20 protein-coding genes, 1 tRNA gene and 1 pseudogene are annotated in these 21,854 nt (G+C 71.7%); 9 read left to right on the top strand and 13 right to left on the bottom strand.

Annotated elements, in window-relative coordinates; genetic code table 11:
• Positions 1–322 (bottom strand): annotated as a pseudogene (locus tag ACFWN1_RS20380) (hypothetical protein); the annotation flags it as partial.
• Between the two features lie 265 nt (positions 323–587).
• On the opposite strand from ACFWN1_RS20380, the gene ACFWN1_RS20375 reads away from it, so the two are divergent.
• Together ACFWN1_RS20375 and ACFWN1_RS20370 are read left to right on the top strand one after the other, a co-directional pair.
• Positions 588–995, top strand: coding sequence for a hypothetical protein (locus ACFWN1_RS20375; RefSeq protein ID WP_384363790.1), 408 nt, complete (start codon positions 588–590; stop codon positions 993–995).
• A gap of 102 nt (positions 996–1,097) precedes the next feature.
• Positions 1,098–1,961 (top strand): spermidine synthase, encoded by an 864-nt coding sequence (locus ACFWN1_RS20370; RefSeq protein ID WP_384363788.1) that lies wholly within the window; start codon positions 1,098–1,100, stop codon positions 1,959–1,961.
• 27 nt (positions 1,962–1,988) lie between these two features.
• On the opposite strand, the gene ACFWN1_RS20365 is transcribed toward ACFWN1_RS20370, so the two are convergent.
• Positions 1,989–2,852 carry an LLM class flavin-dependent oxidoreductase gene (locus ACFWN1_RS20365; RefSeq protein WP_384363787.1) on the bottom strand — a complete coding sequence of 288 codons (864 nt, stop codon included), beginning with the start codon at positions 2,850–2,852 and terminating at the stop codon, positions 1,989–1,991.
• A gap of 61 nt (positions 2,853–2,913) precedes the next feature.
• A complete protein-coding gene (locus tag ACFWN1_RS20360) occupies positions 2,914–3,471 on the bottom strand; it encodes a hypothetical protein (RefSeq protein ID WP_384363785.1) in 558 nt (185 codons plus the stop codon).
• 139 nt (positions 3,472–3,610) lie between these two features.
• Here ACFWN1_RS20360 and ACFWN1_RS20355 point away from each other — a divergent pair, with 139 nt between their 5' ends.
• From ACFWN1_RS20355 to ACFWN1_RS20345, 3 genes are all read left to right on the top strand, one after another.
• Complete coding sequence (locus tag ACFWN1_RS20355) at positions 3,611–4,315, top strand: response regulator transcription factor (RefSeq protein ID WP_384363783.1); 705 nt, start codon at positions 3,611–3,613, stop codon at positions 4,313–4,315.
• Positions 4,312–5,688 carry a sensor histidine kinase gene (locus ACFWN1_RS20350; protein ID WP_384363781.1) on the top strand — a complete coding sequence of 459 codons (1,377 nt, stop codon included), beginning with the start codon at positions 4,312–4,314 and terminating at the stop codon, positions 5,686–5,688. Before ACFWN1_RS20355 ends, ACFWN1_RS20350 begins: the two co-directional genes overlap by 4 nt.
• Before the next feature lie 170 nt (positions 5,689–5,858).
• Entirely contained in the window at positions 5,859–7,298 is a 1,440-nt protein-coding gene (locus ACFWN1_RS20345) for a cellulose binding domain-containing protein (protein ID WP_384363779.1), read from the top strand.
• A gap of 114 nt (positions 7,299–7,412) precedes the next feature.
• Here ACFWN1_RS20345 and ACFWN1_RS20340 read toward each other — a convergent pair whose 3' ends face one another.
• The 4 genes from ACFWN1_RS20340 to ACFWN1_RS20325 all read right to left on the bottom strand — a co-directional run bounded on the left by ACFWN1_RS20340 (position 7,413) and on the right by ACFWN1_RS20325 (position 12,197).
• Positions 7,413–8,864, bottom strand: a complete 1,452-nt coding sequence (locus tag ACFWN1_RS20340) for a GH1 family beta-glucosidase (protein WP_384363777.1) — start codon at positions 8,862–8,864, stop codon at positions 7,413–7,415.
• 111 nt (positions 8,865–8,975) lie between these two features.
• Positions 8,976–9,860 carry a carbohydrate ABC transporter permease gene (locus tag ACFWN1_RS20335; RefSeq protein ID WP_384363775.1) on the bottom strand — a complete coding sequence of 295 codons (885 nt, stop codon included), beginning with the start codon at positions 9,858–9,860 and terminating at the stop codon, positions 8,976–8,978.
• Positions 9,847–10,878, bottom strand: a complete 1,032-nt coding sequence (locus tag ACFWN1_RS20330) for a carbohydrate ABC transporter permease (protein ID WP_384363773.1) — start codon at positions 10,876–10,878, stop codon at positions 9,847–9,849. The genes ACFWN1_RS20335 and ACFWN1_RS20330 overlap by 14 nt, the downstream gene beginning before the upstream one ends.
• Positions 10,875–12,197, bottom strand: coding sequence for an ABC transporter substrate-binding protein (locus ACFWN1_RS20325; protein WP_384363771.1), 1,323 nt, complete (start codon positions 12,195–12,197; stop codon positions 10,875–10,877). The genes ACFWN1_RS20330 and ACFWN1_RS20325 overlap by 4 nt, the downstream gene beginning before the upstream one ends.
• A 299-nt stretch (positions 12,198–12,496) precedes the next feature.
• On the opposite strand from ACFWN1_RS20325, the gene ACFWN1_RS20320 reads away from it, so the two are divergent.
• Entirely contained in the window at positions 12,497–13,555 is a 1,059-nt protein-coding gene (locus ACFWN1_RS20320; protein ID WP_384363769.1) for a LacI family DNA-binding transcriptional regulator, read from the top strand.
• Between the two features lie 52 nt (positions 13,556–13,607).
• Positions 13,608–13,787, top strand: a complete 180-nt coding sequence (locus ACFWN1_RS20315; RefSeq protein WP_384363767.1) for a hypothetical protein — start codon at positions 13,608–13,610, stop codon at positions 13,785–13,787.
• Between the two features lie 40 nt (positions 13,788–13,827).
• Here ACFWN1_RS20315 and ACFWN1_RS20310 read toward each other — a convergent pair whose 3' ends face one another.
• From ACFWN1_RS20310 to ACFWN1_RS20295, 4 genes are all read right to left on the bottom strand, one after another.
• On the bottom strand, positions 13,828–14,004 hold the full coding sequence (locus tag ACFWN1_RS20310) for a hypothetical protein (protein ID WP_384363765.1): 177 nt from the start codon (positions 14,002–14,004) through the stop codon (positions 13,828–13,830).
• A gap of 295 nt (positions 14,005–14,299) precedes the next feature.
• Positions 14,300–14,372 (bottom strand) — tRNA-His (locus ACFWN1_RS20305).
• A 107-nt stretch (positions 14,373–14,479) separates the two neighbouring features.
• Positions 14,480–15,082, bottom strand: coding sequence for an oligoribonuclease (gene orn / locus ACFWN1_RS20300; RefSeq protein WP_384363763.1), 603 nt, complete (start codon positions 15,080–15,082; stop codon positions 14,480–14,482).
• Positions 15,083–15,208: 126 nt separating this feature from the next.
• Complete coding sequence (locus ACFWN1_RS20295) at positions 15,209–16,435, bottom strand: GlxA family transcriptional regulator (RefSeq protein ID WP_384363761.1); 1,227 nt, start codon at positions 16,433–16,435, stop codon at positions 15,209–15,211.
• Positions 16,436–17,214: 779 nt separating this feature from the next.
• Between ACFWN1_RS20295 and ACFWN1_RS20290 the strand changes: the two genes are divergently transcribed.
• Positions 17,215–17,742 carry a universal stress protein gene (locus ACFWN1_RS20290; RefSeq protein WP_384363759.1) on the top strand — a complete coding sequence of 176 codons (528 nt, stop codon included), beginning with the start codon at positions 17,215–17,217 and terminating at the stop codon, positions 17,740–17,742.
• Between the two features lie 231 nt (positions 17,743–17,973).
• Here the strand turns inward: ACFWN1_RS20290 and glmS are convergent, their stop codons facing one another.
• Together glmS and ACFWN1_RS20280 are read right to left on the bottom strand one after the other, a co-directional pair.
• Positions 17,974–19,791, bottom strand: coding sequence for a glutamine--fructose-6-phosphate transaminase (isomerizing) (glmS, locus tag ACFWN1_RS20285; RefSeq protein ID WP_384363757.1), 1,818 nt, complete (start codon positions 19,789–19,791; stop codon positions 17,974–17,976).
• A 26-nt stretch (positions 19,792–19,817) separates the two neighbouring features.
• On the bottom strand, positions 19,818–20,075 hold the full coding sequence (locus ACFWN1_RS20280; protein ID WP_030816599.1) for a hypothetical protein: 258 nt from the start codon (positions 20,073–20,075) through the stop codon (positions 19,818–19,820).
• Between the two features lie 164 nt (positions 20,076–20,239).
• Here ACFWN1_RS20280 and ACFWN1_RS20275 point away from each other — a divergent pair, with 164 nt between their 5' ends.
• A complete protein-coding gene (locus ACFWN1_RS20275) occupies positions 20,240–21,811 on the top strand; it encodes a purple acid phosphatase family protein (RefSeq protein ID WP_384363792.1) in 1,572 nt (523 codons plus the stop codon).
• Positions 21,812–21,854 lie beyond the last annotated feature (43 nt).

The following is a 21,854-nucleotide window of genomic DNA, read 5'->3' as shown; positions in this document are numbered from 1 at the left end:
GGGCGGCCGGCGCCGGGGCCGGGCGGGCGCCGCGCCCGCGTACGGCCGAGCGCGGCGCGAAGCCGAGGTCGGTCAGCGTGCGGCCGGGGAACAGGTGCAGGAACACCCGCTCGTACGCGTAGTTGGGACAGCGGATCTCACCCGCCTCGACTCTCCCGACGTACCGCGCGTCACAGCTCACCCGCTCGCCGATCTCCCGCGCCGCGCGCCGCACGAGGGCGGCGAACTCGGCCGGGGAACGGCGGCCGCGCAGCTGCCGGAAGACGCTGTTGGGGCGGGGCGGCCGGTCGGGCTGAGCCGAGGTATCGGTTGACGACGCCATGGCCGGTCCTCTCGTGCGAACCGTCGAACCATGCCGGGACAGGGGGCCGCACGGGCGTGGTTGCCCGTGTGACACCGTGGGTCCGGCGGGGCATGAACGTACAGGCTGTGTCCGGTCCGACACGCGCTGTTTGGATACAAATGGGATATCTCATCCACGATCTGCCATGAACTGCCATCCTTTGCGGCGCACTTGTGCCGTAGCCCTTGACGCTCTCGGGCGTTGTACCTCATGGACCGCAACAGGCAGCGTGCTGGAGGCCGGCATGGAGACCCGTCCGAACAACGATCCGTGTCCGGTGCCGTCGTGGTCCCGGCCGCCCGGCGGGGCGGGGTGTGACCTCGTCACGGTGCCGACCCGCCAGGGCCTGGAGGCCGTCGACATCCTGCGCCGCGAGGCCGCCGAGGGCGTGGGCCCGGTGCTGCACGACGACGGCCGCGACACCCTCGGCTTCCTCGTCCCGCCCGGCACCGCCGGCAGCTGGGACATGCCGGGCAGCACCTGCACCCGGACCTCCGGGCGCGGCCTCAGGCCGGCCCCGGAGCCGCCCGTGCAGGGCTCGGACTGGCTGCTGCCGCCGGGCGAGGCCGATCTCGCCACCGACCCGGCGGTGCTGCGCCGGGCGCTCGGCGAGGCGGCCCGGCTGATCGAGGCCGCCGACAGTTGCCGGTGACGCCGGTGACGCCGGTGACGCCGGTGACGCCGGTGACGCCGGTGACGCCGGTGTCGCCGCAGCCGTGCGGCGGGCACCCGCGCCACCTGCGAGAATGGGCCGATGGGCAGGTCCAGGGACAACCGACGCGGAGCGGCCGAAGCCGTGGTGGAGGCCGTCGAGGGCGGCCTCGCGGAACTCATACCCGATCCGGACCGGGCGCGGGCCTGGTCGCTGCTGATCGACGGAGCCCCGCAGTCGCACGTCGACCTCGACGACCCGGCGCACCTGTCCTTCGAGTACCAGCGCCGCATCGGCCATGTCATCGACCTGGCAGCCCCGCCGGGCAAGCCGGTCCAGGCCGTGCACCTCGGCGGCGGTGCGCTCACCCTGGCCCGGTACACCGCCGCGACCCGGCCCCGGTCGACCCAGCAGGTGGTGGAGCGCGACGCGGCCCTCGTCCAACTCGTCCGCCGCGAACTCCCCCTGGACCCCGGCGCCCGGATAAGGGTGCGTTCCGTCGACGCCCGCGCGGGGCTCGCCAAGGTGCCGGACGGCTGGGCCCACCTGATCGTCGCCGACGTGTTCAGCGGCGCCCGCACCCCGGCCCACCTGACGTCCGCCGAGTTCCTGGACGAGGTCCGCCGCGCCCTGCGCCCCGGCGGCGTCTACACCGCCAACCTCGCCGACGGCCCCCCGCTCGCCCACCTGCGCGGCCAGATCGCCACGGCGGGCGCCCGCTTCCCCGAGCTGGCCCTGATCGCCGACCCGGCGGTGCTGCGCGGCAAGCGCTTCGGCAACGCCATCCTCGTCGCCTCCGACCTCCCCCTCCCACTGGCCGAACTGACCCGTCGCGCCGCCTCCGACCCCCACCCGGCCCGCCTCGAACACGGCTCCAGGCTCCGGGACTTCACGGGCGGCGCGGCCCCGGTGACGGACACCTCGGCGGTGGCGTCGCCGGCACCGCCGCCGTCGGTGTTCCGCTGAACGGCTCGGTACGCCCCGGACAGCCGGTCAGAGCACCGGCGGGCCCGCCTCGACGCGCCGCAGGACCGGGGCGAGGCGGTCCAGGTCCGGGCCGTTCTGGTCCTGCCGCTCGTCCCACCAGGTGGCACCGGCGTCCCGCAGGGGGCCGATCAGGTCCCTGGCCTTCGCCGCGTCCGCAGGCGTGGCGCCGCCGAGCACGAGGTCGAAGGGGCGCTGTTCCCCGGCCGGCCGGTGCTCGCGCACGTACTCGGCCAGCTCGCGTACCTCCGCGACGTGCGGCACGTGGCCGTGCCGGGCCGACTCGAAGAGCGGTACCGCGCCGTCCCACCGGGCCGCCCGCCGCATGGGGGCGCGCTTCGGCCAGAACCCGCCGATCCACACCGGCGGACCGGGCCGCTGGACCGTGGCGGGCAGCAGCGCCACGTCCCGCACCTCGTAGTGCCGGCCCCGGTGGCTGACCCGCTCGCCGGACCAGAAGCGGCTCAGCAGTCCCAGTCCCTCGTCCAGCCGCTCGGCGAGCACGGGCGGCTCCGCGGTGTCGCCGAAGCTGGCGTACTCGTCCCGGACCGGACCGCCCAGCCCGGCCGCGAAGGTCACCCGGCCGCCGCTGAGCTGGTCCAGGGTGGCCACCTGGCGGGCCAGTTGCTGCGGACGGTAGCGAGCGACCGGTGTCAGCAGCGTGCCGAGGCGGATGCGGGAGGTGGCCAGCGCGGCCGCCGTCAGGGACATCCAGGGATCTCCGAAGGGGCGCTCCTGGAACTGCCCGTGCAGCACGTGGTCCCAGATGAAGAGCCCGTCCCAGCCGGCCTCCTCGGCGGCGGCCGCGACGGTCGCGACGTTGCGCGGGTCGGAGAAGTCACCGAAGTTCGGGATGTTGATCGAGAAGCGCATCCCAGCAGAATGCGCGGCTGATCACGGAGCGGCAACCCCTTTGAGTCCGGGCGCCGTCGACTCAGTACGTCTGCACATCCACATGCGGCGGCCCGTCGTGCCAGTCGCAGAAGACGGTCACCCGGTCCGTGCTGCGGCTGAACTCGACGCGAATCCAGGTCTCCGTCCTGAAGACCTGCATCGACCACCCGGTCCCCGGCGTCGCGGACACCAGGGTCGCGCTCACGGGCCCCAGGTCGAACACCGCCCGGCCGCCGCCGGTGTCGTACGCCTTGACGTCGCCGGAGGGGATGCCGGGGGTGGTGGGGGTGGTGGGGATGGTGGGGGAGGGGGGAGCCGGGGCCGGGGTGTTGGCCGGGGCGGGGGTGCGGGCCGGGGTGGGTGCCGGGGGTGCCGAGGTGCGACGGTGAGCGGGTGTGGGCCTCCGCGTGGAGGGCGTCGGGGGCGCCTGCGTCGCCGTGGTGGCGTGGGCCGCCGCCTCGGCCGCGGTGATCGGCACGGCGCGCGGAGGGTCGTACGCCGTGCCCGCCATCACCGTGTGCACGCCCCACCAGGACAGCGTGGTCGCCGCCGCGGTGGCCAGCAGCCACGCCAGTACGTGTACGAGTCCTCTGCGCATCGGGGCCATACTGCCTCAGCCGCCACGCGCCGCGCAGCGGGGCCCAGTTGTGCACAGGCCGCCGGCCCCAGGTCGTTGTCCACAGGGAGTTGTCCACAGGCCGGCACGTGGCAGGCGCCCATGGCGTACGGTGCGGCGCATGGCAAGTGTGCTCGTGGTCGAGGACGATCAGTTCGTCCGCTCGGCGCTGATCCGGCATCTCACCGACGCCGCCCACGTGGTGCGCAGCGTCGGCACCGCCCTGGAGGCGCTGCGGGAGGTCGCCCACCTCCGGTTCGACGTGGTCATACTCGACCTCGGACTGCCCGACCTGGACGGCTCCGAGGCGCTGAAGATGCTGCGCGGCATCACCGACGTGCCCGTCATCATCGCCACCGCCCGGGACGACGAGACGGAGATCGTCCGGCTGCTCAACGCCGGGGCGGACGACTACCTGACCAAGCCCTTCTCGGTCGAGCACCTCTCCGCCCGGATCGCCGCCGTGCTGCGCCGTTCCCGTTCCGGCGCCGCCGAGCCTCCGCCCTCGCCGGTGATCCGGGTCGGCGGCCTCACCGTCGACCCGCTGCGCCGCCAGGCCGAGCTGGACGGCGCCCGACTCGACCTGACCCGGCGCGAGTTCGATCTGCTCGCCTTCCTCGCCGGGCGCCCCGGCGTGGTCGTCCCGCGCAAGGAGCTGCTCGCCGAGGTCTGGCAGCAGTCCTACGGAGACGACCAGACCATCGACGTCCACCTGTCCTGGCTCAGACGCAAGCTGGGGGAGACGGCCGCCCGGCCCTGCTATCTGCACACCCTGCGCGGGGTCGGGGTCAAGCTGGAGCCGCCCGTCGTAGGGGAGCCCCGATGAGATGGGCCCTGGTCAAGGTCTGCCTGGCGGTGACCACGATGGTCGTCGTCGCCTTCGCCGTCCCGCTCGGCCTGGTGGTCAAGGAGATGGCCCGCGACCGCGCCTTCTCGGGCGCCGAGCGGGAGGCCGCCGCCGTCGCTCCCGCGCTGTCCATCACCACTGACCGGGACGAGCTGGAGCGGGTGGTGGCCGCCGCCGGGGCCGACTCCGGGATGTCCGTGCACCTCCCCGCCGACGCCGGCCGGGGCGCGCTCGACCTCGGCCGGGGCCGGGCCGCCGACCGGGACATCGCGGCCGTGCGCCGGATGGGCCGGGCCTCCACCACCGAGGTCACCGGGGGCTCCGCGCTGCTCCAGCCGGTGGCACTCGGCTCCGGCGCCATCGCGGTGGTCGAGGTGTGGGTGCCCGAGGCCGCGATGAGCAACGGCGTCAGCACGGCCTGGGCGGTGCTCGCCGCGGTGGGGCTCACGCTGATCGCCGGTTCGGTCGCGGTCGCCGACCGGCTCGGGGTGCGCATGGTGCGGCCCGCCCAGCGGCTGGTGGAGGGCGCGCACGAACTGGGCGAGGGCAAGCTCGGCGCCCGCGTCCCCGAGGACGGACCGACCGAACTCAGGCTCGCGGCCGTCGCGTTCAACTCCATGGCCGATCAGGTCGTGCAACTGCTCGCCAATGAACGGGAGCTGGCGGCCGACCTCTCGCACCGGCTGCGCACCCCGCTCACCGTGCTCCGGCTCAACGCCGCCTCCCTCGGCGCCGGAGCCGCCGCCGACCAGACCCGTGCCGCCGTGGCCCAGCTGGAGGGCGAGGTCGACACCATCATCCGTACCGCCCGTGAGGCCAAGCCGCAGACGGCGGCCGCCGGACCGGGCGCGGGCTGTGACGTGGCCGAAGTGGTGCGCGGACGCATGGAGTTCTGGTCCGCGCTCGCCGAGGACGAGGGCCGCAAGTGGCGGGTGGCCGGAGCCGAGCGCCCGGTGCGGGTCCCGGTGGCCCGCGCCGACCTGGCCGCCGCCCTGGACGCCCTGCTCGGCAACGTCTTCCGGCACACCGCCGAGGGCACCGCCTTCGCGGTCGACGTCCACCACGCCGAGGACGCGGTGATCGTGCTGGTCTCCGACGCGGGCCCCGGCATAGCCGACCCCCGGACCGCTATGGCTCGCGGCCGGGGCTCCGGCGCGGCGGGCTCGACCGGGCTCGGGCTGGACATCGTGCGCCGGCTCGCCGAGGCCACGGGCGGTGACGTCCGCATCGGCTCCTCCGTGCTCGGCGGTACCGAGGTGCGGATCCGGCTCCAGCTCGACGCCCGCAAGCCCGCCGGACGCGGCCACCGGGACACCGTGCGCGGGCGGCGCCGGCTGATACCCACCCGCTGAGCGGTCTCCACCTTTAACCGGTCCCGATCCCTTCCTTAAGCGTGCCCTAAGCCTTTCGGCCACCGTCCCTGATTGGCCGATTGCCGGATTCCGCGCCGCTAGCGTGCTGCCACCACCCCCCAACCTCCACCCCCCACACCCCCCACACCCGCACGAAGGACAGGCACGCCATGAGCACGCACCGGCGCAGGATCAGCGGCAGGAACAAGGCGATAGGCGGCCTGGTCGCGGCCGCCGTGGCCGGTGGCGGCGCGTTCCTGGTGACCGGGGTCGCCCACGCCGCCGGTGTCGGCGCCGCGTACACCAGGACCAGCGAGTGGTCGACCGGGTACAGCGCCCAGTACGTCGTCACCAACGACACCGGGGCGGCCGAGAAGGACTGGAGCCTGGAGTTCGACCTCCCGGCCGGGGCCAAGCTCGGCTCGCTGTGGGACGCCGAGTCCAGCGTGAGCGGGCAGCACGTCACCGTGAAGGCCGCCAAGTGGGACACCGACGGGCTGGCCCCCGGCGAGTCGGTCACCGTCGGCTTCGTCGTCGACGGTGCGGGCGACCCCACCGGCTGCCGGATCGACGGCTCCGAGTGTGCCGCCGACCCCGCGGCCACCCCCGAGCCCAGCGGCCGCCCCACCGAGCCCGGGACCCCGGCGCCGACCCGGAGCACCCCCAGCCGGCCCGATACGCCGGCCCCCACCGCGAGCGCAGGCAGCGGCACCAGGGCGGCGGCCGGCTTCGCCCCCTACGTCGACACCTCGCTCTTCCCGGCCTTCGACCTGCTGGGCACCGCCGACGCCACCGGCGTGAAGAACTTCAACCTGGCCTTCGTCAACGACGGCGGCGGCTGCACCCCCGAATGGGGCGGAGTGAGCGACCTGACCGCCGACGGCGTGGCCGCCCAGATCGGCGACCTCCGCGCCAAGGGTGGTGACGTCCGCGTCTCCTTCGGCGGCGCCTCCGGCTCGGAGCTGGCCACCACCTGCGGCTCCGCCGACGACCTGGCCGCCGCCTACGGCAAGGCCGTCGACGCCTTCAAGCTGACCAAGGTGGACTTCGACGTCGAGGGCGGCGCGCTGCCCAACGCCGCCGCCAACACCAGGCGCGCCCAGGCCATCGCCAAGCTCCAGGCCGCCCACCCCGGCCTGAACGTCTCCTACACCCTGCCAGTGATGCCCGAGGGCCTCACCCAGGACGGCGTCAACCTGCTGGCCGACGCCAAGGCCAACGGCGTCCGCGTCGACGGCGTCAACATCATGGCGATGGACTACGGCCCGGGTTACAGCGGCGACATGGGCGACTACGCCATCCAGGCCGCGACCGCCACCCAGGCCCAGATCAAGGGCGTCCTCGCGCTCTCCGAGGACGACGCCTGGAAGACGGTCGGCGTCACCCCGATGATCGGCGTCAACGACGTGGCCACCGAGATCTTCAAGGTCGACGACGCCGGCCAGCTCGTGGACTTCGCCAGGTCCAAGGGCATCGGCTCGCTGTCCATGTGGTCCGGCACCCGCGACAAGGCCTGCGACGGCGGCACCAGGCCCACCGCCGACGCCACGTGCAGCTCGATCACCCAGGACGAGTTCGCCTTCTCCAAGGCGTTCGCCGCGTTCAACTAGGCGCGGGCGGGAACGAGGCCCGGCGGTGTCCGGACCGCCGGGCCTCACTCATGCGTGCCGCCGAGCCTCACCCGTGCGCTCGGGCCACCCCGGTCCGGGCCACCCCGGTCCCGGTCAGCCGGCCGACTCCACCGACGGCAGCGTGCCGGTGCGGGCCGCCTCCCCGTACCAGCGGGCGCTGGACTTCGGGGTACGCGCCTGGGTCGCGTAGTCGACGTAGACCGCGCCGAACCGCTTCTCGTAGCCGTAGGACCACTCGAAGTTGTCCAGCAGGGACCACAGGTAGTACCCGCGCACATCGGCGCCGTCGCGCAGGGCGTGGCGGACCGCCGAGAGGTGGGCGTGCAGATAGGCGACGCGCTCGGGGTCGTGCACCCGGCCGTCCGCGTCCGGCTTGTCGTCGTAGGCGGCGCCGTTCTCCGTGACGTACAGCGGGAGTCCGGGCGCCTCGCGGGTGTAGCGCGTCAGCAGGTCGTACAGGCCGGTCGGGTCGACGGTCCAGCCCATCTCGGTGCGCTCGCCGGGGCTCTGGTGGAAGAGGACGTCGTCGGCACCGGGCCAGGGTGAGTGCTCGCTCGCGCCGTGGCCGTCCGCGCGCGGGCCGCTCACCTGGTCGGTCACCGCCGAGACCAGCGCCGGGGTGTAGTAGTTCAGGCCCAGCGCGTCCAGCGGGGCGTTGGCCGTGGCGAGGTCGCCGTCCAGCACGAAGGACCAGTCGGTGAGCGGGGCCGTCGCGGTGAGCAGGGACTCGGGGTAGGCGCCGTGCAGCATCGGGCCGTGGAAGACGCCGTTGGCCAGGTCGTCGATGCGCCGGGCCGCCGCCAGGTCCGTCGGGTCCTGCGACACCGGGCGCACCACGGCCGAGTTGAGGCTCACCGCGACCTGGTTGCGGGCCGGCATCGCCGCGCGCAGCGCCGAAGCGCCCAGCCCGTGCGCCAGGTTGAGATGGTGGGCCGCCTTCAGCGCGGCTACCGGGTCGGTACGGCCGGGGGCGTGCACCCCGGAGCCGTAGCCCAGGAAGGCGCTGCACCAGGGCTCGTTGAGGGTGATCCAGTGCTCCACCCGGTCGCCCAGCGCCTCGCCGACGAGATGGGCGTACTCGGCGAACCGGTGCGCGGTGTCCCGTTCCGGCCAGCCGCCCGCGTCCTCCAGCTCCTGCGGGAGGTCCCAGTGGTAGAGGGTGACGGCCGGCTTGATGCCGTTGGCCAGCAGCTCGTCCACCAGCCGCCGGTAGAAGTCCAGGCCGAGCTGCACCGCCGGACCCCGCCCGGTGGGCTGCACCCGCGACCAGGAGACCGAGAAGCGGTACGCGCCCAGCCCCAGGTCCGCCATGAGGGCCACGTCGTCGCGGTAGCGGTGGTAGTGGTCGACGGCCACGTCACCGGTGTCGCCGCCCGCCGTCCTGCCGGGCGTATGGCTGAAGGTGTCCCAGATCGAGGGCGTACGGCCGCCCTCGCGCACCGCTCCCTCGATCTGGTAGGCGGAGGTCGCCGCCCCCCAGAGGAAGGCCGGCGGGAAGGTGACCTCGGAGGCCACTGGGGAGACCCGGGAGGAGGAGTCGGGCATGGAAGCGCTCCCATCAAGAGTCGGGAAGACGTCGGGAAGACTCGGGGGAAGAGGAGGGGCCGGGGCGTCGGTGACCCGGCCCCCTGGGGGGTGTCTCGTCGACGGGACGGTTCAGCCCTTGATCGCGCCCTGCATGATGCCGCCCACGATCTGCTTGCCGAACAGCAGGAAGGCGATCAGCAGCGGCAGCGTGCCGAGCAGCGCGCCCGCCATGATGACCGCCTGGTCCGGTACATACCCGGTGCCGAGCGAGTTCAGGGCGACCTGCACGGTCGGATTCTGCTGGTTCAGCGCGATGATCGGCCACAGGAAGTCGTTCCAGGCGAACACGAAGGTCAGCAGGCCGAGCACCGCCATCGCGGGCCGCGCCGCCGGGAACACCACGTGCCAGACGACCCGGAGACTGCTCGCCCCGTCCACCCGCGCCGCCTCGATCAGCTCGGTCGGCAGCGCCTGCACCAGGTACTGCCGCATGAAGAACGTGCCGAACGCGGTCACCAGGCTCGGCAGGATCACCGTCTGCAACTGGTTGGACCAGCCCAGGTCGCTCATCCACAGGTACAGCGGGACGACGGCGAGCTGTGGCGGGATCATCATCGTGCCGATGGTCAGCAGCAACAGCAGCCCCGAGAACCGGAACCGCAGCTTGGCGAAGGCGAAGCCGGCCAGGGTGGAGAAGACCACCGTGCTGACCGTGATGGCACCCGCGACGATCACCGAGTTGAGCATCGCGGTGCCGAGCCCCGCCTCGTCCCAGGCGATCTGGAGGTTCTTGAACAGGTTGCCGCCGAACCACAGCGGCGGCGGGCTCTGCGCGAGCCGTCCGCCGGTGCGCGAGGCCGCGATCGCCGTCCACACCAGCGGGGCCAGTGAGACCAGCGCGAACACGGTCAGCGCCACGTACGTCACCGGCCCGGCGTGCAGTTGCCTGCCCGCGCCCGAGGCCCGGCGCAGGCCGGTGCGCGCCTTGGGCAGGGTGAGGTCACCGGTGGTCATCGGACCTCCTCAGCCAGCGGCTCAACAGCAGGTTGACCGCGGCGATGATCAGCAGGATCAGGAACATCGCCCAGGCGATCGCGGACGCCTTGCCGAGGTTGCCGATGATCCAGCCCTGGTCGTACATGTACAGGCCGAGCGTCTGGTACTGGTGCTCGGAGCCGCCCTTGGAACCGCTGACCCCGCCGAACAGCAGGGGTTCACCGAAGAGCTGGGTCGCGCCGATGGTCGAGACCACGATCGTGAACAGCACCGTCGGCCGCAGCTGCGGGATCGTCACGTGCCAGAACTGCTGGCCCCGGCCGGCGCCGTCGAGCGCGGCCGACTCGTACAGGTCGGCCGGGATGGCCTGCATCGCGGCCAGGTAGAGCAGCGCGTTGTAGCCGGTCCAGCGCCAGATCACGATCGAGGACACCGCGAACCGTGAACCCAGATCCGATTCACGCCAGTTGACCGGGTCCACCCCGATGAAGTGGAGAACCCAGTTCACCATGCCGCCGTCCCACGAGTACAGCAGCGTGAACACCAGCGTCGCCGCCGCCACCGAGGTCGCGTACGGGGTCAGCATCACCACCCGCCACACGGTCGAGCCGCGCAGCCGGTAGTTCAGCATGTGGGCCAGCCAGAGCGCCGCCATCAGCTGCGGGACCGTGGAGAGCACGCCGATGAGGAGCGTGTTCTTCAGGGCGTTCCAGAAGAAGTCCGAGGACAGCAGGTTGCGGTAGTTGTCCAGCCCGGCCCAGGTCTGCTGGTCGAGCGCGGACAACTGCACGTCGTGCAGCGAGTACCAGACCGTGTACAGCAGCGGGACCAGTGTGAACACACCGAACAGCACGAAGAAGGGGGTCACGAACGCGTACGGCGACGCCTTCGTGTCCCAGCGGTACAGCCGGCTGCGCCAGGAGGGGGCGCCGTCCGGCGCACCGCGACCCCGAGCGCCCCGGACCGCGCCCGGCGGGACGCCGGGCGCGGTCTCGGCGCTCGACGCGGGATGCGCGAGAGCCTCCTTGGAGGTCACTGGCCGAGCACGTCCTTGATCTCCTTGGACGCGGCGTCCCAGCCCTGGGCCGGGGACTTGCCCTTCTGCTCGACCTGGAGGATGCCGATGTCACTGATCGCCGAGTCGATCGGCTTGTCCTTCGGACCGAGCGGCTGGGCCGGGATGGTCTTGGCCGAGTCGGAGAAGAGCTGGGTGAGCGGCGCGTCCGAGAAGTACGCGGTGGTGTCCGCCTGCGGCTTCAGACCCGCGTACGCCGACGGGGTGGACGGGAAGCTGGCCTGCTTGGCGAAGACCTTGGCCTGCTGCTCCGGCGCGGTCAGCCACTTGGCCAGCGCGACGGCCTCCTTCTGGTGCTTGCTCGCCGTCGGCACACCGAGGAAGGAGCCGCCCCAGTTGGACGCGGTCGGTGCCGCCGCCACGTCCCACTTGCCCTTGCCCGCGTCGCCGGCCTTCTCGCCGATGTAGCCGAGCATCCAGGCCGGGCAGGCCAGGCTGGCGAAGGTGCCCTTGGCGAAACCGTTGTCCCAGGTGGGGTCGAACTGCTTCAGCTTCGCCGACATGTCGCTGGTGGCCACGCTCATCGCGTCGTTCCAGGCGTCCTTCACCCCCTGGGACCTGTCCCAGACGATCTTGCCGTCCTTGTCGTAGTACCGCTCGGTGGAGCCGCCCAGGGAGGCGTTGTACACCGAGGACGCCGAGTCGACGAACTTGGTGCCCTTCGGCGCCTTCTTCATGTACTGCTTGCCGAGGTCGACGTACTTGGACCAGTCGCCCTTCCACTGCTCGGCGAGCTTGGTGCGGTCGGTGGGCAGACCGGCCTTGGCGAACAGGTCCTTGCGGTAGCAGATCGCCATCGGGCCGATGTCGGTGCCGAGACCGATCGTCTTGCCGTCCTTCGTGGTGGCCTGCGCCAGCTTCCAGTCCAGCCACTGCGACTTGTCGATGTCCTTGCCGATGTCGACGAACTTGGCGGCCTGCGTCTGCACGGCCTCCGTCACATTGCCGACCTCGATGGCCTGGATGTCGTCGGCGCCCGAGCCGGCCTGGAGGCGGGTGAGCACCTTCGGCCAGTACACGTCCGTACGAGTGGTGACGTTCTCCTTGATGTTGATGTCCGGGTGCAGCTTCGTGTACTCGTCGTACAGACCGGCCTGCTTGTAGCCGAAGACCCCGAAGGTGCCGACCGTCAGCGTGATCTTGCCGTTTCCGTCGCCGCCGCCCGCGTCCGGCGAGCCGTCGTCCGAGTCGCTGGCGCAGCCCGCCAGCAGACCCGTGGCCAGCGCGGCGGCGGCCACCATGGCCACCGTGCCGCGGGACCTGCGGATGCTCGTACGCATTGCGTCCTCCTGTTGCCTGACGTGCCGACCCCCCGGCCAACTGCATGGATATCGCGTGGATCTGGGCCCGTTCGTACTCGCTGCGGCTCGGGCGGGGAACGTGCGGGATATGTAGGTGTCAGGTAGTGTGGGAGCGCTCCCACATGTGATGGGTTGAAGAGTCGTCCGTTCGGGGCGGGGTGTCAAGAGAGTGCGCACAGCCAACGCGGTTCAGTTATAGGGCTGTTAACCGGCCACGGGTTACGGTGCGGACGGCATGGGCCACTGTTGGACCAGTACGGCGGAGAAAGGCGGAGGCCATGGCGAGCCACGTGGTGCGGGGCGGCCGGGGCGGCGGGCGGCCGACGCTGGAGGAGGTGGCCGCGCGGGCCGGGGTCGGCCGGGGCACGGTCTCCCGGGTGATCAACGGTTCCCCGAGGGTCAGCGAAGCCACGCGTGCCGCCGTGGAGGCGGCGGTGGCGGAACTCGGGTACGTCCCCAACACCGCTGCCCGTGCCCTCGCGGCCAACCGCACCGACTCCATCGCGCTGGTCGTGCCCGAGCCGGAGACCCGCTTCTTCGCCGAGCCGTACTTCTCCGACATGCTGCGCGGAGTGGGGTCCGAACTCGCTGACACCGAGTGGCAGTTGCTGCTGATCTTTGCGGGCAGCGACCGTAAGCGGCAACGGCTCGCGGACTACCTCTCCGCCCACCGCGTCGACGGCGTCCTCCTGGTCTCCGTCCACGCCGACGACCCGCTGCCCGACCTCCTGGACCGCCTGGAGATCCCGGCCGTGATCAGCGGACCCCGGTCGGCGGGGGAGACGCTCACCTCGGTGGACTCCGACAACTACGGCGGCGGCCACTCCGCCGTCGAGCACCTCCTCGCCCGGGGCCGCAGCCGCATCGCCCACATCACCGGCCGCCCCGACGTCTACGGCGCCCAGCGCCGCGTCGACGGCTACCGGGACGCGCTGCGGGAGGCGGGGCTCGGGGTGGACGAACTCCTCATCGAACCCGGCGACTTCACCGAGGAGGGCGGGCGCCGCGCCATGACCGCGCTGCTGTCCCGCCGCCCCGATCTGGACGCCGTCTTCGCCGCCTCCGACGTCACCGCGGCGGGCGCCCGCCAAGTGCTCCGCGAGGCCGGCCGCCGCATCCCCGCCGACGTCGCCCTCGTCGGCTACGACGACTCCGCCATCGCCCGCCACATGGACCCGCCCCTGACCAGCGTCCGCCAGCCGATAGAGGAGATGGGCCGCGCGATGATCGACCTCCTCCTGACGGAGATCGCGGACCGGCGGCCGGCGGGGACGCGGGGGTTGGAGCGGCGGCACGCGGTGCTGGCTACGGAGTTGGTGGGGCGGGAGTCGTCGTAAAGTCGCCGCGGTGACACACAGCCCGTTGGACCCGGCGACGATCACACCGGAGATGGCTGCTCAGATCCGCGGGTGGCGATGCGACGAGGACTACACCTGGCGCGGCGTGGCACAGGCCGCCTGCGACCTGTGGGGTTCCGAACGCGGCAGCAACCAGCTCTTCGGCCGGGACCTCTCCGTAGCAGCGGCGAAGCTGCTGGGCGAGGACCCCTCCCGGGAGCCCTGGAACTGACGCTCGGCGGACGGGCCTTCTCGGAGAACGCCGAGGATCTTCAGCGCCGCCTTCGCACAGGGACGCACTGCTCGCGATGACGGTAGGCGTCCGGAGCGACGCCGGTGCCGGACTCGACGGGTACGACGTCGTAGGGCTCGCCGGGCTGGAAGTAGCGGCCGCGGCGGGCGCAGGCGGGGGTGAGGTGCGAGGACGGCGGCTCGGGTTCGGTGCTCACTTCCGGTGCCGATGATCAGAGGGGCTTGCGATGTCGCCGAGTGTGCCGCCGGTCGAGTTCGCTGACCTTCTCGCGTCCGCGCAACGGTCGGCCGTCCATCTGGAGATGCGCGACTCCTACCCCGTCGACCTCCACTTGGCGGCGTTCGAACAGCTCCGCTCAAGGGCCGTCCACGGCGCGGCAGCGCGTACCTTGATCCGGCGGGCCATCGAGGCGCTGGATCAGCCGAGACGGTGTGACGGACACGACTGAGGGGCCGACTCCGTCGTGCGAGTCGGCCCCTCAGATCGATCAGGGTGAGTGACGGGACTTGAACCCGCGACTTCCTGGACCACAACCAGGTGCTCTACCAGCTGAGCTACACCCACCACGACCGGCGGTGGAACTTGTCGTTTCCCCGACCGGCCGAGAAGAAGTCTACAGGGTCCTGAGGGGTGCTCGCGCACACATTTCCGTGCGCGCGTTCCCAGGGGGTCTACGAGGGGGGCAGGACGTACTTCGCCGCGATCGTCTTCGCCGTGTCGGAGTCCGGGCCGGGCTGCGGGACGAAGACCGCCTCGCGGTAGTAGCGCAGCTCGGCGATGGACTCGCGGATGTCGGCCAGCGCCCGGTGGTTGCCGTTCTTCTCCGGGCTGTTGAAGTAGGCGCGCGGGTACCAGCGCCGGGCCAGTTCCTTGACCGAGGACACGTCGACGATGCGGTAGTGGAGGTGGGCCTCCAGGGTCGGCATGTCCCGCAGCAGGAAGCCGCGGTCGGTGCCGACGGAGTTGCCGCACAGCGGGGCCCTGCCCGGCTCCTTGACGTGCTCACGGATGTACGCGAGTACCTGCTCCTCGGCGTCGGCCAGGGTGGTTCCTTCGGCCAGCTCGTCCAGCAGGCCGGACGCGGTGTGCATCTGGCGCACCACCTCCGGCATCGTCTCCAGCGCGGAGTCCGGCGGGCGGATCACGATGTCCACCCCTTCCCCGAGCACGTTCAGCTCGGAGTCGGTGACGAGGGCGGCCACCTCGATGAGCGCGTCGTCGGACAGCGAGAGGCCGGTCATCTCGCAGTCGATCCACACCATGCGATCGTTCATGTGTCTCACCTTACGGGGGCCACGGCCGGCTGGACCCGCCCGTACGCACGGAGAAGGGAGTGGAGAGGCCGGCCCCGCCGGCTCGCCACCCCCTCGCGCCGCTCGCGCCTCTCGCGCCCGAGATCCTCAGCCGCCTCCGCGCGGCCCCGGCAGCAGACTCACCGCGCCCGCGGTGTGGCGGCGGCTCTGCAGCGGAACCCCGCCGTCCCGGTCCGGGTGCAGGACCGAGGGGACCGGGGCCACCGGACCGTGGCCGGGCAGGCCGGACCCGGCCGGGCCCTGGGGGCCGCCGTGCTGTGCGAACTGCTGCTCCGGCTCGGCCGGCCGCTCACCCTGCGGCCTGCGGGCCCGGTAGGCGGCCCGGTACGTCGCCGGCGACGAGCCCAGCTGGCGGCGGAAGTGCCCGCGCAGCGCGACCGGTGAGCGGAACCCGCAGCGGCCCGCGACCTCGTCCACGGAGTAGTCGGAGGTCTCCAGCAGCCGCTGCGCCTGGAGCACCCGCTGGGTGATCAGCCACTGGAGCGGCGCGCTGCCGGTGAGCGAGCGGAACCTGCGGTCGAACGTACGGCGGCTCATGTAGGCGCGTGCCGCCAGCGTCTCCACGTCGAACTGCTCGTGGAGGTGTTCCAGCGCCCAGGCGACGACCTCGGCCAGCGGGTCGGCGCCGATCTCCTCGGGTAAAGACCGGTCGAGGTAGCGCTCCTGGCCGCCGCTGCGGCGGGGCGGTACCACCAGGCGACGGGCCAGCGCGCCGGCTGCCTCGTTGCCGTGGTCCGTCCGCACGATGTGCAGACACAGGTCGATCCCGGCGGCCGTGCCGGCCGAGGTGAGCACGTCACCGTCGTCGACGAACAGCTCACGCGGATCGACGTGCACCGACGGATAGCGCTTGGCCAGCGTCGGCGCGTACATCCAGTGGGTGGTGGCCGGGCGGCCGTCCAGCAGGCCGGCCGCGGCCAGGACGAACGCCCCGGTGCACAGCCCGACGATGCGGGCCCCCTCCTCGTGCGCCCGGCGCAGCGCGTCGAGCGCCTCCTCCGGCGGCGGCGAGGTGATCGAGCGCCAGGCCGGTACGACGACCGTGCCCGCGCGGGAGATCGCCTCCAGGCCGTGTGGCGCGGTGAGTTCCAGGCCCCCCGTGGTCCGCAGCGGGCCGTCCTCGCCGGCGGACACCAGCAGTCGGTAGCGCGGTACTCCGGCGTCCTGGCGGTCGATCCCGAACACCGAGAGCGGTATGGAACTCTCGAAGATGGGGCCGCCGCTGAACAGCAGCACCGCGACGATCTCCTTGCGGCGTCGCCCGGCCAGTTTCCGGACAGCGGCTTCCGGCGCGGCGGTGGAGTCGTGGCTCATACTGCTAAGCCCCCCTCGGTGGTCGCGGCTCCCTTTAAACTGCGGGTCTGTGGCTCCTGCACGTTTCCCCTCGGTCCTGCACGAGTCCCCCGCCGTAAGACAAGATCGAAATGTACTGGCTCCTGTGGCCTGCCGGTGGCCAGTTCCGGGCGTACCGCATTGTCGACATGACAACTTGGCGTGAAGCATTCGATCACGAAGGGTTGCACTCGCGGGGCGTGCAGGGAAGTACGCCTCCACGGGGTGGCTAAACCACATAGGGTGCGACCGGTCGCACGACCCATGTTTGTGCAGGTGGAACGGGGGTTGAAGGGTGGTTGGGACCCCTCCGGAGCGATATTCAGAACTTGGCTGAAAAGCAGCGTTCGAGGGTGCGGAAACCGGTCAGTCGACCTGGGTAGTGTCTCCTGGTGTCTCCGGTGTGATCTGCGCCTCCCCGTGTCGCCTCCCGCGAACACCGCCCGGCCGGTCATCCCGCGGGCGGTGCCGGGTCCGGGAGGTCGGCGCGCGGACGGCCCGACGGTCCCCCTCCCGCCGACAGCTCCCGGCGAACCGTCTGTACGGGGCAGCGACCATTGCGTAAGGGGCGCCGCTCGTGCATGCTCCCTGGAACCCCCTCGGGGCGTCCCGGAGAGCCGCTCACGGAGCGTGTGCGCGAACCGTGGCGGGGAGGCGTGCCGCCGTACCCTCGGGGGTATGGGGAAGGATAGACGTTTCCCGGACACAGCTCCGCCGTACGATGTTTCCCTCCATACAAGGATCACGACGCCGAGACAGCCATGGCCGGTCACGAATTCTTCGAACCCGCGGACCGCAAGCGGCCGGTTGCCGAACCCACGGCGGCCGACCCCCTGGCGGCAGAAGAGTCACGCCCATCCTGCGATCCCGCCTTCCGGCACGGAGTGGTCGTCGGCTTCGACGGTTCCACCTCCAGCGAGCGCGCCCTCGCCTACGCCGTCGGCATGGCCCACCGCTCCGGTTCGGGTCTGATCATCGTCCATGTGGCCAACCGGCTGCCCACCACGGTCTGGGCCGGCTGCGAGCCGCCCGTGTTCGTGGACGTTCCGGACCACCGCACCGAGGTGCTCGGTCTGGAGCTGGCCTGCGCCGACCACCTGACCGAAGTGCCGTGGATCCTCGTCGAGCGCGGCGGCGACATCTGCCATGAACTGGAGGAGGTCGGGCGGGAGTACGAGGCGGACGCGATCGTGGTCGGCTCCACGCACGGCATCGTCGGCCGGATCTTCGGCTCCGTGGCGGGGCGGCTCACCAAGCGGGCCCGGCGGCCCGTGATCGTGATCCCCTGACGCCTCGGCCTGCCCAGGCGGCGACCCCCTTCGCACCTCGTGAAGCTACTCACGCGTAGAGGTGTCCCTCGTCTCCGTGCCGGGCATACAACGGCACGCCGCGGCTGAGTCGTGCTGCCGGCCGGTGGGTGACGGCCACCGGCCGGGCACAGCGGCACGGAAACGGACCCCCACGAGGCTCGCGCGAGGGTCCGTTTCCTTCAGCTTCAGGGCCGGCTTCAGGACGTGGGCCTACTCCACCGTCACCGACTTGGCCAGGTTGCGCGGCTTGTCGATGTCCCGGCCGAGCACCTTCGCCGCGTGGTAGGCGAGCAGCTGGAGCGGGATGCCCATGAGGATCGGGTCCAGCTCGTCCTCGTTCTTCGGGACCACGATGGTCCGGTCCGCCTTCTCCTGCTCCTGGTGCGCGACCGCGAGGATCTTGCCGCTGCGGGCCTTGATCTCCTCCAGTGCGGCGCGGTTCTTCTCCAGCAGGTCGTCGTCCGGGACGATGGCGACCGTCGGCAGGGCGGGCTCGATCAGGGCCAGCGGGCCGTGCTTCAGCTCGGAGGCGGGGTACGCCTCGGCGTGGATGTAGGTGATCTCCTTGAGCTTCAGGGACGCCTCACGGGCGACCGGGTAGCCCCGGACGCGGCCGATGAAGAGCATCGAGCGGCTCTCCGCGTACTCCTCGGCCAGCTCGCGGACCAGCTCCTCCTGCTTGAGGATCTCGGCGATCTGGGCGGGCAGCCTGCGCAGGCCCTCGATGATCCGCTTGCCGTCGGTCACCGACAGGTCGCGGGTGCGGCCCAGGTGCAGGGCGAGCAGCGCGAAGGCGACCGTGGTGTTGGTGAAGCACTTGGTGGAGACCACGCACACCTCGGGACCGGCGTGCACGTAGATGCCGCCGTCCGCCTCGCGGGCGATGGCCGAGCCGACCACGTTGACCACACCGAGGACCCGGGCGCCCTTGCGCTTCAGCTCCTGCACGGCGGCCAGCACGTCGTACGTCTCACCGGACTGGGAGACCGCGATGTACAGGGTGTCGGGGTCCACGACCGCGTTGCGGTAGCGGAACTCGGACGCCGGCTCGGCGTCGGCGGGGATGCGGGCCAGCTCCTCGATCAGCTGGGCGCCGATCATGCCCGCGTGGTACGAGGTGCCGCAGCCCAGGATCTTCACGCGGCGGATGCGGCGGGCCTCACGGGCGTCCAGGTTGAGGCCGCCCAGGTGCACGGTGGAGAAGCGGTCGTCGATGCGGCCGCGCAGCACGCGGTCCACGGCGTCGGCCTGCTCGTGGATCTCCTTGTGCATGTAGGTGTCGTGGCCGCCCATGTCGTAGGAGGCGGCCTCCCACTCCACGGTGGTGGGCTCGGAGCTGGTCCGGGTGCCCTCCGTGGTGTAGGTGCGGAAGTCGTCGGCCTTCAGGGTGGCCATCTCGCCGTCGTCCAGGGTGACGACCTGACGGGTGTGGGTCACCAGGGCGGCGATGTCCGAGGCGACGAACATCTCCTTCTCGCCGATGCCGAGGACGACCGGGGAGCCGTTGCGGGCCACCACGATGCGCTCGGGGAAGTCGGCGTGCATCACGGCGATGCCGTAGGTGCCCTCGACCACGCGCAGCGCCTCGCGGACCTTGTCCTCCAGCTTCTCGGCCGCGGAGCGGGCGACCAGGTGGACGAGCACCTCGGTGTCGGTCTCGGAGAGGAACTCCACACCGTCCGCCTCCAGCTTGCGGCGCAGGTCGGAGGCGTTGTCGATGATGCCGTTGTGGACGACGGCGACCTTGTTGTCGGCCGACATGTGCGGGTGGGCGTTCACATCGGAGGGGGCGCCGTGGGTGGCCCAGCGGGTGTGGGCGATGCCGGTGGTGCCCTTGAAGCGCGCGGGGACCTTGGCCTCCAGGTCACGGACCCGGCCCTTGGCCTTGACCATCTTCAGGGCCGGCGCCTTGGGGGAGCTGACGACGACGCCCGCCGAGTCGTAACCCCGGTACTCCAGCCGCTGGAGACCCTCCAGCAGCAGGGGAGCGACGTCCCGCTTACCGATGTAGCCGACGATTCCGCACATATGAGTAGCTCCCTCACCCTGGCTTCTCAGCCGTAGACCATGCGGCGCAGCTGCCTGAGCGTGAGCTCCGGCGGCGCCACCGCGCGGTATTTCAGGTCCGCATCGATCCGTTCGAAGATCGCCGCGTTCTGCAGGCCCTGGGCCTGCAGTTCTCGGTGTCGACGACGGACGTAGTCCTGGGTCGTCTCGTCGAAGAAGGCGAGCACGTCCTGTATCACCCGCAGCGCCTCGCCCCGGCTGAGCGGGGTGGAGCGCGTCAAGTGATCGACAAGTTCTTCGTGCACCCGGTAGATCTTCGGGTACGGACGCCGGATTCGCAAGAATCCTGCCCGATTCCGGGCAAGCGCTTATTGGTGCGCTCATGGGACGGTGTTCGCCCGGTGTCCACTTCCCGTCCCGGACCGTGTTGCCGCCGCCCGTGAGCTTGCTGCTCATGGACATTCCTCGTATGGGCGTACCCGAGAAGCTGGCCGAGCGGATGAGCATGGCCGAGCGGCACGAGTACCTGCGGAGCAGATTCTCCCGGCGCACCCTGATCAGGGGCGGCGCCGTCACCCTCGGTACGGTCGCGGCGGGCGGCGCCTTCGTGCCCGGCGCCGCCGCCCCGGCCGCCGCCACCCCGACAGCCCCGGCGCGGCGCGCCACCGAGCAGGTCGACGGTGCCCTGGCCGCCCCCTTCGGCCGCCACCTGGCCTGGGGCAACGACCCGCGCACCGAGATCACCGTCTCCTGGCAGGTGCCGGTCGCGGTCAAGCGGCCCTTCATCCGCATCGGCGCCCACCCCTGGGACCTCTCCCGCAGGATCGACGCCGAGGTCCGCGCCCTGCACACCCCGGCCGGGGTCGGCGCGAGCGGCGACCACACCCAGTACTACGTGCACGCGAAACTGAGCCGGCTGCGCCCCGGCCATACCTACTACTACGGCGTCGGCCACCACGGCTTCGACCCCGCCGAGCCCCACCTGCTCGGCACCCTCGGCACCTTCACCACCGCCCCCGCCCACAAGGCGCCCTTCACCTTCACCGCCTTCGGCGACGAGGGCGTCGGCTACCACGGCCTCGCCAACAACGCCCTGATCCTCGGCCAGAACCCCGCCTTCCACCTGCACGCGGGCGACATCGCCTACGGCGACCCCGCGGGTGCCGGCAAGACCACCGACACCGGCTTCGACTCCCGCACCTGGGACCAGTTCCTGTACCAGACCGAGTCCGTCGCCAAGCAGATCCCCTGGATGCCCGCCTACGGCAACCACGACATGGAGGCCTGGTACTCGCCCAACGGCTACGGCGGCGAGGAGGCCCGCTGGTCCCTCCCGGACAACGGCCCCGACGCCGCGAACCTCCCCGGCGTCTACTCCTTCGTCTACGGCAACACCGCCGTCATCTCGCTCGACGCCAACGACATCTCCTACGAGATCCCGGCCAACCTCGGCATCTCCGGCGGCACCCAGACCAGGTGGCTGGAGGCCCAGCTCAAGAAGTACCGGGCCTCGCGGGACGTCGACTTCGTGGTGATCTTCTTCCACCACTGCGCCTACTGCACCTCCACCGCCCACGCCTCCGAGGGCGGAGTGCGCCAGGAGTGGGTGCCGCTGTTCGAGAAGTACACCGTGGACCTGGTCATCAACGGCCACAACCACCAGTACGAGCGCACCGACGTGATCAAGGGCGACACCGTCACCAAGAAGCTCCCCGTCGGCGGCACCGCCTACCCCGAGACCGAGGGTGTCGTCTACGTCACCGCGGGCGCGGCCGGCCGCAGCCTCTACGCCTTCACCGCGCCCGACAGCTACGAGGGGAACGAGCACGAGGTCGAGTCCGTCGCCTCCTTCGTCAACCTCAAGGACGGCAAGAAGCCCGAGACCGTCGCCTGGTCCCGGGTGCGCTACCTCGACTACTCGTTCCTGCGCGTGGACGTCACCCCCGCCCACAAGGGACGGCACACCACGCTGACCGTGTCCGGCATCGCCGAGACCGGCGAGCGCATCGACCACTTCACGGTGGCCCGCCGCGCCAAGTAGGGGCGGACAGGGGTACGGGCACCCCGGAGGACCGTCTCCGGGG

It is taken from the genome of Streptomyces sp. NPDC058459, from assembly GCF_042721685.1.
Taxonomy (GTDB): domain Bacteria; phylum Actinomycetota; class Actinomycetes; order Streptomycetales; family Streptomycetaceae; genus Streptomyces.
Note: the sequence above shows the minus strand (reverse complement) of the source record. Positions and strands in the feature narration are given on the sequence as shown.